Genomic DNA, 13,310 nt, shown 5'->3' with positions numbered 1-13,310 from the left:
CATAACGTACATTATCGGCACATTAAAACAGCTGGGGGACAGGCACTTTTACTAGAAAGTGACATAACTTGGACTGAGGTCGGGCACGCACTGGGGCTGTTCCACCTGCTCCAACGACCTGATAGCAGATAATGACGGGGCCCGCGAAACGTCCTACACACCCACCGGCCTCACCCGCGACCTATACCACAACAAGTGGGGATTCTGATGACCCACCACCGAGCAGCACGACCGGCGGCCCTCACACTCGGCATCGCCGGCATCCTCGCCGCTGCCACCTTGGCCGCGTGCGGCGAACAAACCGTCAATGAGGGCATCCCGCCCCTCGAATCGGCCACGGCCACCTCGACCGCCCATGCGGACTCGATTACCGACACCTCTGACTTGCGTAATCTGATGGCGATCTCCACACACGTCTTCAGCGGCCGTGTCGAATCAGCTGCTGGCGCCAAGGCACTCGGGCCGCTCCCCGAAACTCAGTACAGCGTGCTCACCAAAACAGCGATCAAGGGCGAAGTCTTCGAGAGCGTGGTAGTCAACCAGCAAGGCGGAGTCAAAGACGGTGTCTACATTTCCGTCAACGGCGACACACCACTCAAGGTCGGCCAGTGGTACCTGTTCGCCACCCGCTACCTCGAGTCCGAGGAGTGGTACACCCTCATCCCGGTTGACGGCCGCAAACCGGTGACCGAACAGCAAGCCCGCGGCAGAGCCTCCGCGCCCCTGGCCGAGGCTGAGGCCGCGGTGCGCGCCAACCCCCAAAGCCGGCTCGCACCACCGGACCCACCGAGCCCGTCGATGACCTTCCCGATACCCCAACCCGGCGACCGCAACCCCCCTCCACCCTCACCGGCGCCACCCGGCTGAATCATGAAGTAGCCAGTGGCGGCATATGGAAAGCGTTGGGGGAGATAGCTTGCCAGGCTCGATCGAGTTGACATAAGGCTGTCGGTCACGAACCGAGGTGTTCCGATGGTTCGAGATTACTCGGGGACGTCATCCTTCGCTGAGCCGGATGCTCGCGAGCACCCCGTGATGATCGGAGCCCGGCAGATCGATCCGCTGGAACGATGTCGGTGTCGGGCCATTGCGTGTCAGCACCCGGTCGAGCGCAAGCAGCGACGGGTAGGGCCGGCCGGCAGGATAGGTCGCGACGACGCCCGATCCGAGATGCTCGGCGGCGTCGGTCAGCTGGGGCGAATCCGGCGGTCCCGACAGTAGCTGCCGGAAGGAGCGGTGATCGTAGGTCGAGTTCGCATCGGCGCCGATGATCAGTGGATCTGTGTCGGCGAAGAGGATCGAGTGCAACTCGCGGAGCTCGGCATCCCAGCGCCACGACGGTTCGGGATACGGCGGCAACGGGTGCAGTGCATAGATCGAAATTGGCGATCGGTTCGGAAGCAACAGTCGCGCACGAAGATTCGACAGTTCGAACCCACGCAAGAGTTGCCCGTCGGTCAGCGGGGCCCGCGCATAGATGCCAGCTCCACCTCCACCGTCTCGGGGACGAAGAAACGCAAACGGCAAGGCTTGCCGCAACCCGGCGCGCTCGAGGGCTCCCACCGCCTCAGACGTCAGCTCGACCACCGTCACGACGTCAACGCCTGAGTCGCGCACCCGCGACACTAGCGCGTCCGGATCAGCCTGCCCGAGATAGATATTGGCCTGCATCACGGTCAGGTCCGAGTCCGAGACTTGTTCGTCCGCCCCCCGATACAGCGGGGCCTGCGCCGTCACGCCCACGGCGATGACGAGCACAGCTCCCGCCGCGGAGAGCCAGGCGCGCGCAGCGAGCAACAGCAGCAGACCGACGACGCCGACGATGATCAGCACCGGCGTGAACGCCGCCACCCGGGACACGAGATTGCTGACCAGGCCAGAATAGTGGGCAGCAATCCCGGCAGCAGCGGCGAGGACCGCACCCCACCCGAGCGCTCGTAGCAGTCCACGCATGCGGCCGATCATGCCAGGACCGCTGTCGCGCTCTCTGGCGGGTGATCGTCGAGTGCAGGCTGTCGGCGACAGGGGCTGTCAGCCAAGCCACCAGTCGGTTCGATCTATGGTGACCGTTACGAGCCGGACGCTTCGTTATCGACGCAGTTGCCCAGGCGAGAACTTGCGCACGCATTGACGCCGACGCGTAGTCGGCCACAATGTACCCGCTGGTCAACCAAGCGCACCGTCGGAGCTGCGCAGAGCTCGAAGAATCGATTTTGGGGCCAGCGGGGAGAAACTAACCTGGATAGTAGTAACCTGTCTGTGGCTCGTTCGATATCGAACTGTTTTCATCCGGACTGACGCTTGGACTGAAGGACTCCTCTTGGCACGGCATCGCAAAGCTGATCCCAGCCCGCCCTCCGCTGGTATCTCTGCGTTCCGGCGCGGCGCATCGGCGAGCCTCACCCCTGGACTCGCGGGGCCCCAGCATTCACACGTCGTGCATGCGGCCGGGCGACACCGAATGCCTGTCCAACCCGAGGTGTCGGCTGGGTTCACGCGGCCCATCTTCTCGGGCGCCCCGGTGCCCTCCTACTCGCCGCATGCTCGATCGACGACGGCGCCCGGGGCGTCGCTGTCATACCCACCTCGCAGTGGCCGTCCACACACTGCGCGCTCGCGTACTGCCTTGCCCCGCCAAGCCGGGCCTGGCCATCGAGCTTTCGGGCCGCCTCGCTCACAGCGCCCGCTCGACCTCGGCAGGCATCCATCGGCAGCGCCTACCGCACCGTGGGAGCGGGCGTTGTGGGTCGTTGAACCTCAGTCCAGCGAGCAAGCTCAGTCAGGCTTTCTCGAGGTGCTCGAGGGCGAGGAGGTCTCGGGCACCTCAACTCGGTCGGCGGCTGCGGCCGGGTTGGGTGGATCACTCATGGCCGCGGTGGTTCTATGCGCTGCCGGCGGGACTGCGGCCACTGCGGTCGCCGATCGACACGACCTGACGGTCACTCCCCTGACTCAGGCTGGCGTGCCCGTCGACGTCCAGCCCGCAGCAGCCCCACGCTCTGTAACCGTCGGATCGGTGGACGAACAGCGAAGCCGCACGTCGGCACGTGCATCGTCACGCGATGAGCTGACCTCGGCTATGCGAGAACTGACACAGCCAGATCGCGCGCGGCCGCCTGAACCCCCGGTGCCGCAACGGCCGCGGTCGGCGGCACCGACCTACGGCACCGTGACCTCGAGTTACGGAGCTCGATGGAGTACCACGCACTATGGCCTCGACATCGCCAACACGATTGGCACACCGGTGGTCTCGACCAGCGACGGGCAGATCATCGAATCCGGTCCGGCTGATGGCTTCGGTCTATGGATACGAGTGCTGCAAGACGACGGCACGATCGGCGTGTACGGGCACATCAACGAGACACTGGTGAGCGTCGGACAGCGAGTCCTGGCCGGCGAGCAGATCGCAACGGTAGGAAACCGCGGCTACTCCACCGGCCCACACCTGCACTACGAGGTCTGGCAGCAAGATGGACCCAAACTCGATCCTGCACAGTGGCTGAGAACCCGGGGAGTCTACGTCGTCGGATGACCCGCCTCATCGGCGCGGGAGGTGTGACGACGAGTGGTCCCGCTCAGGTGTCGCGAGCTTCGAGGCGGGACTAGGTCGGGCCAAATCCGCGGGCGCAGTGATCGGTTCGACGGCCACACAGATGGGCGCCTACCCCGATCGTTTGAGAGGATCGGTGTGCGGGTGGTTGTGGTCATTGAGGGTGAACTGCGTTGGTTTCACCGATCCGGCAGACTGCACTGCATGTTCCGGCACCTGTCGGACAGGCGGCCTGCTGACCATGTTTGCTGGTCTGATATCAACCTATGGCGCGTCCGGTCTGGCGAGTCCCTTCTTGGTTGCTCGGCGGGAGTCCATTGCTTCGGCCCGGTGATTGATACGAGTTCGTAGGGGTTTGAGGACGATCATCGAGACTGGACTACTGAGAATCACGGCGAGCACGACGGCTACGAAAAACGGGACGTCCACGTCAATTAGGTAGGCGACCAACAGAACTAGTCCAGTTAGCGCAGCAGCGAGTGCTAGGCGCGCGACGTTGTACAGCAGCGTGATGGCGACCAGGGATCTGGCTGAAGAGGCTGGCGTGGTGGTGGCGCTGTGAGAAGTGTTTGTGCGCATGGTCGATGTGGCTCCGTGTGGGGTGAATGCGATCGGGATGGATTGTGACGCGACAGTTGGCTCGGTGCCGCGTCCTGCAGCGGGGGCGGTTCATGAGATGAGATCTGTACGGATGTGAAAGTTCATGGCTGATGTGCGCGCCGTGGTCGGCGGTTTGTCGGCCCTGGCTGGGTCAGCCATCGCCGCGCCTGCTGGTCGAAGTCCTCGCCCCACCCGGCCTGATCGGTGCGGGCCAGTCCCGCGATTGTTACTGCGGTGCGTCGTTGGCCGTCGACTTCGACGGGCACTAGCCGCACCCAGATTCGGCGACGCCGGACAAGTAGAGACACAAGTAACCCAGCCAGCATCACGGTCGCCGACAACAGAACCCAGTTCTGTGCCGGCCCGTGTGATACCTGCATGGACACGAAGCGTTCATACCCATCAAAGCGCACCACGGTGCCATCGGCGATGGTGTGAGTCTGTCCCGGGCTGAGATTGACCTGTGCCCGCTGCTGGAGCCGACCCTGCTCGATGAGCGCTCGGTTCAAGGAGTACGCATTCTGCGGGCGACCGGTATCCAGTCCGGTGTCGCCTTGGTAGATCCTGATCGCCACATACGGATCATTCGGCACGGGAAACGATGAGGTGAGCAGGGTTCCTTGGAATGCTGCGGTGGGCGCGAATAGGCCCTCGATCGCGATCTGTCGATTGCGACGTTCGTCTGGGTCGGGGTAGAGGCCGGCTGGGGTATCGAAACGGGCCGCGCCGGAGGACAGCATCGTCTGCAAGTTGTCGGGAATGAAAAGTACTGTCTGAGTGCGTTGCTCACCGTTGGGGAACGTCACAGTGAACGTCGGTGCGAAGCCGTTGCCGAGGACATAGACGCGGTCGCCAGCTACTCGCAGCGGTTCGTTCACTCGGACGCGTGCAGTGCTCCACGTATCGGGATCGGACTGTCGCACGTCCCCGGTGTAGGTGACGTCGGCTTCGTACATGTCGGGCTGACCGCTCGGCAGGAACCGGGCATCGAAGCCCTCGACGCGGACACAGAATGGTGAGAGATCGGTGCCATCGACGAGGCTGCCTGCACGGAATGAGTCATAAACCGCGGTCGAGGTGTTGCACAACCCTTGTGTGCCATCGGCGACGAGACTGCGGGTGCCTTCGTAGCCGTAGAGTTTGTCGGCCGCGATCGATATCAGCAAGGCGAGTAGGGCGAAGTGGAACACGAGGTTGCCCCACTCGCGAAGGTAACCCTTTTCTGCGGAGATCTCTACGGCTGCGGTGGGTCGGTGCGCATTCGCTGGTCGTGTGGTGGTGGCTCGGCGCCAGCCCCGGAGGTTGGCGTTGATGAGGGTAGCAACCTCTTCGGGTGTTCCTTCTACGGTGTCCTCGAGGTGCCGCGGCAGGCGGGTGAGGTTGCGCGGCGCGGGAACTGGACGGGCTCGGACCGCTCGCAGATGCTCGAGGATCCGGGGAGTGAGGCATCCCACAAGCGACACGAACAGCAGGACGTAGATCGCGGTGAACCACGAGCTGGCGAAGACGTCGAAGAGCTGCAGTCTGTCCATCCAAGTGCCGAGGGCGCCGCGGTCGGCAATGTACTGGGCAGTCTTCTGCTCGTTGAGTGGGCGCTGCGGCAGCAGAGCGCCCGGGATGGCGGCCGCAGCCAACAGGAACAGCAGCACGAGTGCTGTTTTCATCGACGTCAGCGAGCGCCACAATCTGCGCAGGGGGCCAAGCGCCGGGTGTACTCGTCGCGGCGTCGGCGCTTCGATGGTGCCGGTGTGCATCATCGTCGTCGTATGGGTAACGCCGCACCCGGGAAGTCGTCATCCCTCGCGAGAGAACAGAGTGCGCGGTCGGCGACGTGATCCTGAGCTGTCTGCCAGTCGACTCCCAGCATCATCGGCCGCCGGGACTTCCTCGCCCGCATCGCCATCCGGGTCCCACCTGCTCTTCCTGCCCACATCAAAATACTACGTAGCGTAGTATTTCGACACGCAGATGACAAGCAGGGATGCGCCCCGCTGCGGCGCACTCGTACTTGCAGGCCGTCGAAGACGTCACCCCACCAACCAAGCTCACGAAGCCTCGTCATGTGCCGCCCCATCAACTACGGTGTATCGAATAGTTTTATTCGGTAGACCGAACTTTGTGATTGAGGGGCGGCAATGCGAGAGGTCATGGCTTCGGCTCGTCCGCGGTTCGCGCGAGCTCGGTCTGGGTCCCTACTGCTCGGTCCGGCCTTCGTCGCAGCCATCGCCTATGTTGATCCCGGCAATGTCGCGTCCAATATCAGCGCTGGCGCCCAGTTCGGCTACCTCCTCGTGTGGGTGATCGTGGTTGCGAACGTGATGGCAGGGTTGGTGCAGTTCCTTTCTGCCAAGCTGGGGGTGGTCACGGGCAGGTCATTGCCTGAGACGGTGCGTCTGCGCGCGTCGCGGACCGCCAGGCTCTCCTACTGGGTGCAGGCTGAGATTGTCGCTATGGCAACCGATCTCGCCGAAGTGGTGGGCGGAGCTATCGCGCTGAATCTGCTCTTCGACCTGCCGTTGCTCATCGGTGGCGTCATCACAGGTTCGGTGTCGATGGTCTTACTTCTTGTCCAAGACCGCAGAGGGCAGCAACCGTTCGAGCGGGTGATCATTGGCTTGCTGGCTGTCATTGCCATCGGTTTTCTGACAAGCGCCGTGGTGGCACCACCTCCCCCCGGGGCTGTCATGGGGGGCCTCTTGCCGCGGTTCGATGGCACGGAAAGCGTGCTGATCGCGGCCGCCATGTTGGGTGCGACGGTGATGCCTCACGCGGTGTATCTGCATTCAGGTTTGGTGCGGGATCGACACGGCCATCAACCGGAGGGGCCGATCCGGTCGCGGCTGTTGCGTGTGACGAAGATTGATGTCGGTCTGGCGATGCTGCTGGCGGGCGCGGTCAACCTGTCCATGCTGCTGGTGGCAGCAACCACTTTGCGTGGCCGTGAAGGGGTCGATTCGATCGACGGAGCGCATGCGGCGGTCGCCGACACCTTGGGGCAAGTGGTGGCGTTGCTGTTCGCGCTGGGGCTTCTTGCCTCGGGGCTGGCATCAACCTCGGTCGGGGCGTACGCCGGCGCGATGATCATGGACGGGCTGTTGCAGCGCAGGATTCCGCTCATACTCCGACGCCTGATCACCCTGGTACCTGCCATCACAGTGTTGGCCATCGGAATTGATCCCAGCCGAGCTCTGATTGTCTCGCAGGTCGTTCTGTCCTTCGGCATCCCCTTCGCACTGGTTCCGTTAGTGCGTTTCACCAGCGACAGGATGCTGATGGGCGAGGATGTGAACAATCGACTCACCACGTCGCTGGCCTGGCTGACTGCAGCGGTCATCATCGTGCTCAACGTCGCCTTGATCTACCTGACAGTCACCGGTTAAGCGAGTCCGCGCGACGGTTCGATCCCCTAGGTGTCGCGCGGAGCTGACCAATCTTGCCGCAACACATCTAGCACGATCAGGACGACGCCGATGGTGATGAATGTGTCCGCGAGGTTGAACGTGGGGAACCAGCCGGTATGGAAGTAGTCGGTGACGACGCCGTCGGCGGCGCGGTCGATCAGGTTGGTGAGTGCGCCGCCGAGGACCGCGGCAAATCCGATCCGGCCGGCGACCCCCGCGTCGGGTGCGACGTGCACTGCGTAGCCGGCCAGTGCGAGGGTGATGAACCCGGCCACGGCGAGTATGGCCCAGCTGGGCAGCCGATCACCGAGGCTGAATGCAATACCGGGGTTGAACGCTAACCGCAATTGGAGCACTCCCAGATCGGCCGCACTGCCCTCGGTGAGTCGGCTGACAACGAAGGAGTTGACTGCCAGCCCGACGGAGGTCACCACGACAACCAGGGCCATGAGAACGCCTCGGGGGTGGAGTGTTTTCGTCACTGCCGGCGTCGCGTCGGTCACGTAAAGGCTCCAGCCGGGGTAGGACTCGCTGACGCTGCGGCGGCGTCGCCGGCATAGTTCGGGCACAGCGCTACCGCGCTACCAGTGGCCGCCAGCAGGGTCTCCGCCGAGGCCAGCAGATCCATCAACTCGGGCCGAGTGAGGCGGTAGAACACCTGCCTACCTTGTGGGCGTCCCTCAACTAGCCCGCAGTCGCGCAGACATGCCACATGCGCCGACACTGTCGACTGCGCCAAACCCAACTCCCCTACCAGGTCGGCGACCCTGACCTCCCCGCCGGCAAGACGACGCACAATCGACAAACGGGTGCTATCGGACAGGCTGTGAAACAACGCCACCGCCGCGTCCACATTCGTTCCGGCTCTCGACGTTCGACACCCATCCATGCTATTGATCGTCACCAGACGATAATAAGCGGTCGCTGCCGATGAATGTGGGAGGGTGGTCACCAATGTTGATGAACCGCGTGGAGACTGTTCTGGTGAACTCGCCGCCCCGGCGGTGGCTGCAGCGCTACGAGGCGCGTGTATTGACCGCGTTGGGCGGACGGACCCCGGGGGCGCACGTTGCCGAGCTGGGGTGCGGGTCGGGGTACGGCACCCGGCTGATCCTCGACGAGTTCGGCGCCGCGCGCGTCGACGCGGTAGACCTCGATCCGGCGATGATTACTCGCGCTCGCCACCGCCTGCGCCGCCACACCGGCAGGGCACACCTCGCCCGAGGTAGCGCAACGGACCTGCGTTCAGCATTGCACGACGTTGGCGGCGGGCAGAACGGTACTTATGACGCAGTCTTCGACTTCGCGATCATTCACCACATCCCGAACTGGCGGGAAGCCTTGGACGAGGTGGCCCGCGTACTCAAACCGGGTGGGCGGTTCTTCTTTGACGAGGTCACCGCGACCGCCCTTGCTCGGCCGACCTACCAAGTGCTGTTTGACCATCCGAGCGAGGATCGGTTCACCGCCGGTGAATTCCTGCACGAGTTGTCCCACCACGGTCTCGAGGTCGGCGAGCGGTGGCGAACACGCATCGGCGGGGACTACCTGTTGGGTGTCGCCACACGGCAATAGTGAGGTCGACGTGGTGTCTCGGCGGTCGCCCACCACGACGACGTTTCGAACCTTCTCTCACGCGGTGCAGTGGTTAGAGGAGCGCACAGCCTTCAACTACTATCGTGGTTAGTAAACCTAGTCCAGCGCCGAGTGGGAGGGTTCGACAATCGATGGGCCGCGTAAGAGGGACTCGAGCTACCGAAGAGCCACGTGATCGCCGATCGACTCACGGTGGGCGGCCGCAGTGCTCGGACTCTCGTGAATGCCGCGGGTCGGTCCGGGCCGGTATCCCGCGACTGCTGATGCTCGCAACGCTGACGGCGGTGGTGATGGTGTTGACCTCGTGCAGCTCGACCGGAGGTGCCGCCTTCAGCAACGAGATTCGGGCCGTTGACAGCTTCGCCGACATCACACAACCTTCCATCGCTGTGGCCACTGAAGGTGGCGGGCGACTTGCGCCCAACGCGGTCGTCGAACCTGGGCTTCCTATTGTTGTCACGGCCAGTCGCGGCGCGTTGACTAACGTCCGTATTCCCACAGCCAGCGGCCGTCCCTTGGCGGGCTCCCTGAGCGAGGACGGCTCAACGTGGACAAGCACCCAGCCCCTGGGGTATTCGAAGCGATACGTGGTTCAAGCCGAGGCCGTGGGCGTGGGCGGTCGATCGGTCGTCTCGCAGCGTTTCACCACGACCTCACCGGAATCGTTGACCAGCGCGGCCATCCTCGGCGAGAAAACCGTCGGGATCGCCCACACGATCGGCGTGCGGTTCGCCGATCCCATCCCCGACCGAAAGAAGGCACAGGCGGCGATCACCGTGTCGTCTGACCCCCAGATGCAGGGTGCGTTCTATTGGATCAGCGACTCCGAGGTCCGGTGGAGGCCCGAACGCTTCTGGACACCGGGCACCAAAGTCAGTGTCGCCGTCAACATTTACGGAGTCGACCTCGGCGACGGGCTCTACGGCGACGAGAACTTGTCCTACGACTTCACCATTGGCAGAGCTCAGGAAATCGTCGCCGACGACAACACCAAAACAATCGTCGTCAAACGAGACGGCAAGGTCATCCGCACGATGCCGACCTCGTTCGGCAAAGACAGCACTCCGACGCCCCGCGGCATCTACATGATCGGAGATCGCGTCGAGCACATCATCATGGACTCGTCCACCTACGGAGTGCCTGTCGAGTCCGCAGCGGGATACCGCACACCCGTTCAATGGGCGGTGCAAATGTCCTACAGCGGCATCTACATGCACGGCGCACCGTGGTCGATGTCGGCCCAAGGCAACAGCAACGTCAGCAACGGTTGCCCAAACCTGAGTCCCGCAGACGCGGAATGGCTCGTCAAGAACACCCTGCGCGGTGACCCCGTCACGGTCAAGAACACCAACGCCGACACACTGTCGGGAGTCGATGGACTCGGCGACTGGAACATCCCGTGGTCACAGTGGAAGAAGGGCAACACCGACACCTAGGCGCCCCCCGCCTGGCTGGAGCTTGTCGACGCCACTCGCCATATCGATGGGTGTTGAGGTATTCGCGCCGGCACGCCTATAGTAAGCCATATCAATAAACGTAAGGATGTTGATATGACTCAGGAGTCGGTGGACACATGCGACCTGCTGTGCCTCGATCTACCGCACGCAGAAACAATCCGGACTGCGCTACCCGAGGTGACCGCGGTCGACCGTGCCGCCGCCGGAGCTCGCGCACTCGGTGATCCCACCCGGCTGCGAGTGGCAACGGCGTTGCTGTCGGGCGAGGAATTATGCGTCTGCGACCTCGCGTGGGTGGTAGGCCTGGCGCAGAACCTTGTCTCGCACCATCTGCGCCTACTCAAGGGCGCCGGCCTGGTGACCGGGCGCCGGCACGGACGGTTAGTGATGTATGCGTTGACCCCCTCCGGCCACGCTCTCGTGACAGCGGTTCTCGCGATTGCAGGACTCTCCACCGCAGCCACGACGACACCGTCGGCGGCCACAGTGCAGGGGCGAGCTCATGGCTGACGCATGCTGCGGGCCATCAGATCCCGCCGACCTCGACGCCGAGGTCGATCAGGGCCCGGTTCGGTTGTGGCAGGTGCGCGAGCTGCGTTTCGCCGCCGCCGCAGCAGTGTTCCTCGCGCTCGGCTGGATCATCGGAGACTCTCTATCAGAGACCGCGGGCATCGTCGTGGAACTGGTCGCGGCAGTTGTAGCTGCCTCAACGTTCGTGCCGTCGACGCTGATGTCGCTGCGCCACGGGCGCATCGGTGTCGGAACGCTGATGACGATCGCCGCGATCGGGGCTGTGGCGCTGGGCCAAATACCCGAGGCTGCGCTACTCGGAATCTTGTTCTCGGTCGCTGAAGGACTCGAGCATTACGCGGTCACCAAGACCCGGCGCGGGCTGCGGGCACTGCTCGCGCTCGTTCCGCCCACTGCTTCGGTGATTCGTGAGGGTCGCGAGATCACCGTGTCCCCTGATGAGTTGATCATCGGCGATGTGCTGGTGGTGCGTCCCGGTGAGCGCGCGTCGACCGACGGGACGATCACCGCGGGCACTACCAGCGTGGACCTGTCGGCGATCACCGGCGAATCTGTTCCGGTGGAGGCGGGTCCGGGCGACTTGCTCTACGCCGGCGCGATTAACGGTGGCGGTGCGATCGAAGTCCGCGTGACCGCCCGCGCCGCGGATAGTTCCCTGGCCCGCATCGTTCACATCGTCGAGCAAGCGCAGGAACGCAAAGGCGCCGGCCAACGTCTCGCCGACCGCATCGCCCGCCCCCTGGTCCCGGCCATCATGGTGCTCGCGGCGCTCGTGGCAGGTATCGGTGCGCTGCTCGGTGATCCCCTGCTGTGGCTCGAACGCGGCCTGGTAGTCCTCGTTGCCGCGTCCCCGTGTGCGTTGGCGATCGCGGTGCCGCTGACGGTGGTCGCCGCGATCGGCGCCGCCAGCCGCCAGGGCGCATTGGTCAAAGGCGGTGCTGCACTAGAGGAGTTGGGACGGGTCCGCGTCGTCGCACTGGACAAAACCGGCACCTTGACCCGCGGCACTCCGGAGGTCATCGCCGTGGTGAGCACCCCCGAAATCACCCGCGAGGACGCGTTATCCTATGCCGCCGCGCTCGAGGCACGCAGCGAGCACCCGCTGGCGAGCGCGATTCTTGCGGCCGCACCTGCTCTGGGCTCACCTGCCGAGGACGTCACCGCGATCGCCGGTCACGGACTCACCGGCCAGATACGCGGACAGCACCTGCGCCTGGGCAAACCCGGGTGGCTCGATCCTGGCGCGCTCGCCGGCGATGTCACCCGGTTGCAGAGCGACGGTGCCACCGTCGTGCTGATCGAACGCGATGGCACCGTCGTCGCCGCCATCGCCGTCCGCGATGAGCTTCGCCCCGAGGCCGCTGAAACGGTCGCTCAGCTGACGGCGCTGGGTGTCAACTCGGTCATGCTGACCGGGGACAACGACCGCACCGCACACGCCTTGGCCACGGCGGCCGGAATCAGCACCGTCCATTCCGAACTGCTTCCCGAAGACAAAGCCGACTTGCTGCCCACACTGGCGCGCGGGCGGGCGATCGCCATGGTCGGCGACGGCGTCAACGACGCCCCAGCGTTGGCCACCGCCGATGTCGGAATCGCGATGGGAGCGATGGGTACCGACGTCGCCATCGAAACCGCCGATGTGGCGTTGATGGGCGAAGATCTCCGCCATCTCCCACAAGTGCTGTCCCACGCTCGGCGCGCACGCCGAATCATGGTGCAGAACATAGGATTCTCTCTGGCCATCATCGGTGTTCTGATTCCGCTGGCCGCCACGGGCGTCCTCGGCCTGGCCACAGTGGTCTTCGTCCACGAACTCGCAGAAGTGCTGGTGATCGCCAACGCGATTCGCGCCGCCCGGACGAAAGCACTGCCGGGCACCGGCGCCGTGCACCGGGTAACCCCCGGCAAGCTCAACATCTCGGTGGCGGCCTACCACGACACAGGCGACGCCTGCTGCGCCCCGGTATCAGCCACCACCACCGATCAGCCACGGCCGGTGCCCGAGGCACCCCTGCTGCCGGCTCCACGATTACGCGGCGCGGCGACCAGCACGAGTTGTGCTGCCACAACAGAACCAGGGTGCAGCTGCTGTTCGAGCCCGTCGGATGACGCCGATGACACACCGAGTAGCTCACCAACGCCTCATCGCGAACGCCACTGAGGCACATCACG

The 13,310-nt window shown here is 64.3% G+C and carries 12 protein-coding genes; 7 read left to right on the top strand and 5 right to left on the bottom strand.

Features of this window, described 5'->3' with window-relative positions; genetic code table 11:
* Positions 1-195 precede the first annotated feature (195 nt).
* Positions 196-867, top strand: coding sequence for a hypothetical protein (locus KB201_RS23885; RefSeq protein ID WP_307848130.1), 672 nt, complete (start codon positions 196-198; stop codon positions 865-867).
* A gap of 129 nt (positions 868-996) precedes the next feature.
* Here KB201_RS23885 and KB201_RS23880 read toward each other — a convergent pair whose 3' ends face one another.
* Positions 997-1,965: an endonuclease/exonuclease/phosphatase family protein gene (locus KB201_RS23880; protein ID WP_211540800.1), complete on the bottom strand. Its 969-nt coding sequence runs from the start codon at positions 1,963-1,965 to the stop codon at positions 997-999.
* A 1,204-nt stretch (positions 1,966-3,169) separates the two neighbouring features.
* On the opposite strand from KB201_RS23880, the gene KB201_RS25310 reads away from it, so the two are divergent.
* A complete protein-coding gene (locus tag KB201_RS25310) occupies positions 3,170-3,532 on the top strand; it encodes a M23 family metallopeptidase (protein WP_338858013.1) in 363 nt (120 codons plus the stop codon).
* A gap of 282 nt (positions 3,533-3,814) precedes the next feature.
* On the opposite strand, the gene KB201_RS25305 is transcribed toward KB201_RS25310, so the two are convergent.
* Together KB201_RS25305 and KB201_RS23865 are read right to left on the bottom strand one after the other, a co-directional pair.
* Positions 3,815-4,129, bottom strand: a complete 315-nt coding sequence (locus KB201_RS25305) for a DUF4229 domain-containing protein (RefSeq protein ID WP_211540798.1) — start codon at positions 4,127-4,129, stop codon at positions 3,815-3,817.
* Positions 4,130-4,251: 122 nt separating this feature from the next.
* Entirely contained in the window at positions 4,252-5,907 is a 1,656-nt protein-coding gene (locus tag KB201_RS23865) for a cytochrome c biogenesis protein ResB (RefSeq protein ID WP_249146427.1), read from the bottom strand.
* A gap of 390 nt (positions 5,908-6,297) precedes the next feature.
* Here KB201_RS23865 and KB201_RS23860 point away from each other — a divergent pair, with 390 nt between their 5' ends.
* Positions 6,298-7,530 (top strand): Nramp family divalent metal transporter, encoded by a 1,233-nt coding sequence (locus KB201_RS23860; protein WP_249146426.1) that lies wholly within the window; start codon positions 6,298-6,300, stop codon positions 7,528-7,530.
* 26 nt (positions 7,531-7,556) lie between these two features.
* On the opposite strand, the gene lspA is transcribed toward KB201_RS23860, so the two are convergent.
* Positions 7,557-8,000 (bottom strand): signal peptidase II, encoded by a 444-nt coding sequence (gene lspA / locus KB201_RS23855; RefSeq protein WP_211540795.1) that lies wholly within the window; start codon positions 7,998-8,000, stop codon positions 7,557-7,559.
* A gap of 50 nt (positions 8,001-8,050) precedes the next feature.
* Positions 8,051-8,440, bottom strand: coding sequence for a metalloregulator ArsR/SmtB family transcription factor (locus KB201_RS23850; RefSeq protein WP_249146435.1), 390 nt, complete (start codon positions 8,438-8,440; stop codon positions 8,051-8,053).
* Positions 8,441-8,535: 95 nt separating this feature from the next.
* Between KB201_RS23850 and KB201_RS23845 the strand changes: the two genes are divergently transcribed.
* The 4 genes from KB201_RS23845 (at position 8,536) to KB201_RS23830 (ending at position 13,299) form a co-directional block, all read left to right on the top strand.
* On the top strand, positions 8,536-9,126 hold the full coding sequence (locus KB201_RS23845; protein WP_307848128.1) for a class I SAM-dependent methyltransferase: 591 nt from the start codon (positions 8,536-8,538) through the stop codon (positions 9,124-9,126).
* A gap of 284 nt (positions 9,127-9,410) precedes the next feature.
* Positions 9,411-10,583 carry an Ig-like domain-containing protein gene (locus KB201_RS23840; RefSeq protein WP_211540786.1) on the top strand — a complete coding sequence of 391 codons (1,173 nt, stop codon included), beginning with the start codon at positions 9,411-9,413 and terminating at the stop codon, positions 10,581-10,583.
* A gap of 114 nt (positions 10,584-10,697) precedes the next feature.
* Positions 10,698-11,114, top strand: coding sequence for a metalloregulator ArsR/SmtB family transcription factor (locus KB201_RS23835; protein ID WP_211540783.1), 417 nt, complete (start codon positions 10,698-10,700; stop codon positions 11,112-11,114).
* Positions 11,107-13,299 carry a cation-translocating P-type ATPase gene (locus tag KB201_RS23830; protein ID WP_211540781.1) on the top strand — a complete coding sequence of 731 codons (2,193 nt, stop codon included), beginning with the start codon at positions 11,107-11,109 and terminating at the stop codon, positions 13,297-13,299. The genes KB201_RS23835 and KB201_RS23830 overlap by 8 nt, the downstream gene beginning before the upstream one ends.
* Positions 13,300-13,310: the final 11 nt, after the last annotated feature.

This window comes from Gordonia sp. SCSIO 19800 (assembly GCF_018132775.1).
Taxonomy (GTDB): domain Bacteria; phylum Actinomycetota; class Actinomycetes; order Mycobacteriales; family Mycobacteriaceae; genus Gordonia; species Gordonia hongkongensis.
This window is presented reverse-complemented; position numbering and strand designations above follow the sequence as displayed.

Coding starts and splice junctions, on each gene's coding strand:
- KB201_RS23860 (WP_249146426.1), top strand. CDS start 6,298: ATGGCTTCGGCTCGTCCGCGGTTCGCGCGAGCTCGGTCTGGGTCCCTA.
- KB201_RS25305 (WP_211540798.1), bottom strand. CDS start 4,129: ATGCGCACAAACACTTCTCACAGCGCCACCACCACGCCAGCCTCTTCA.
- KB201_RS23850 (WP_249146435.1), bottom strand. CDS start 8,440: ATGGATGGGTGTCGAACGTCGAGAGCCGGAACGAATGTGGACGCGGCG.
- KB201_RS23865 (WP_249146427.1), bottom strand. CDS start 5,907: ATGATGCACACCGGCACCATCGAAGCGCCGACGCCGCGACGAGTACAC.
- KB201_RS23880 (WP_211540800.1), bottom strand. CDS start 1,965: ATGATCGGCCGCATGCGTGGACTGCTACGAGCGCTCGGGTGGGGTGCG.
- lspA (WP_211540795.1), bottom strand. CDS start 8,000: ATGGCCCTGGTTGTCGTGGTGACCTCCGTCGGGCTGGCAGTCAACTCC.
- KB201_RS23840 (WP_211540786.1), top strand. CDS start 9,411: ATGCTCGCAACGCTGACGGCGGTGGTGATGGTGTTGACCTCGTGCAGC.
- KB201_RS23835 (WP_211540783.1), top strand. CDS start 10,698: ATGACTCAGGAGTCGGTGGACACATGCGACCTGCTGTGCCTCGATCTA.
- KB201_RS23830 (WP_211540781.1), top strand. CDS start 11,107: ATGGCTGACGCATGCTGCGGGCCATCAGATCCCGCCGACCTCGACGCC.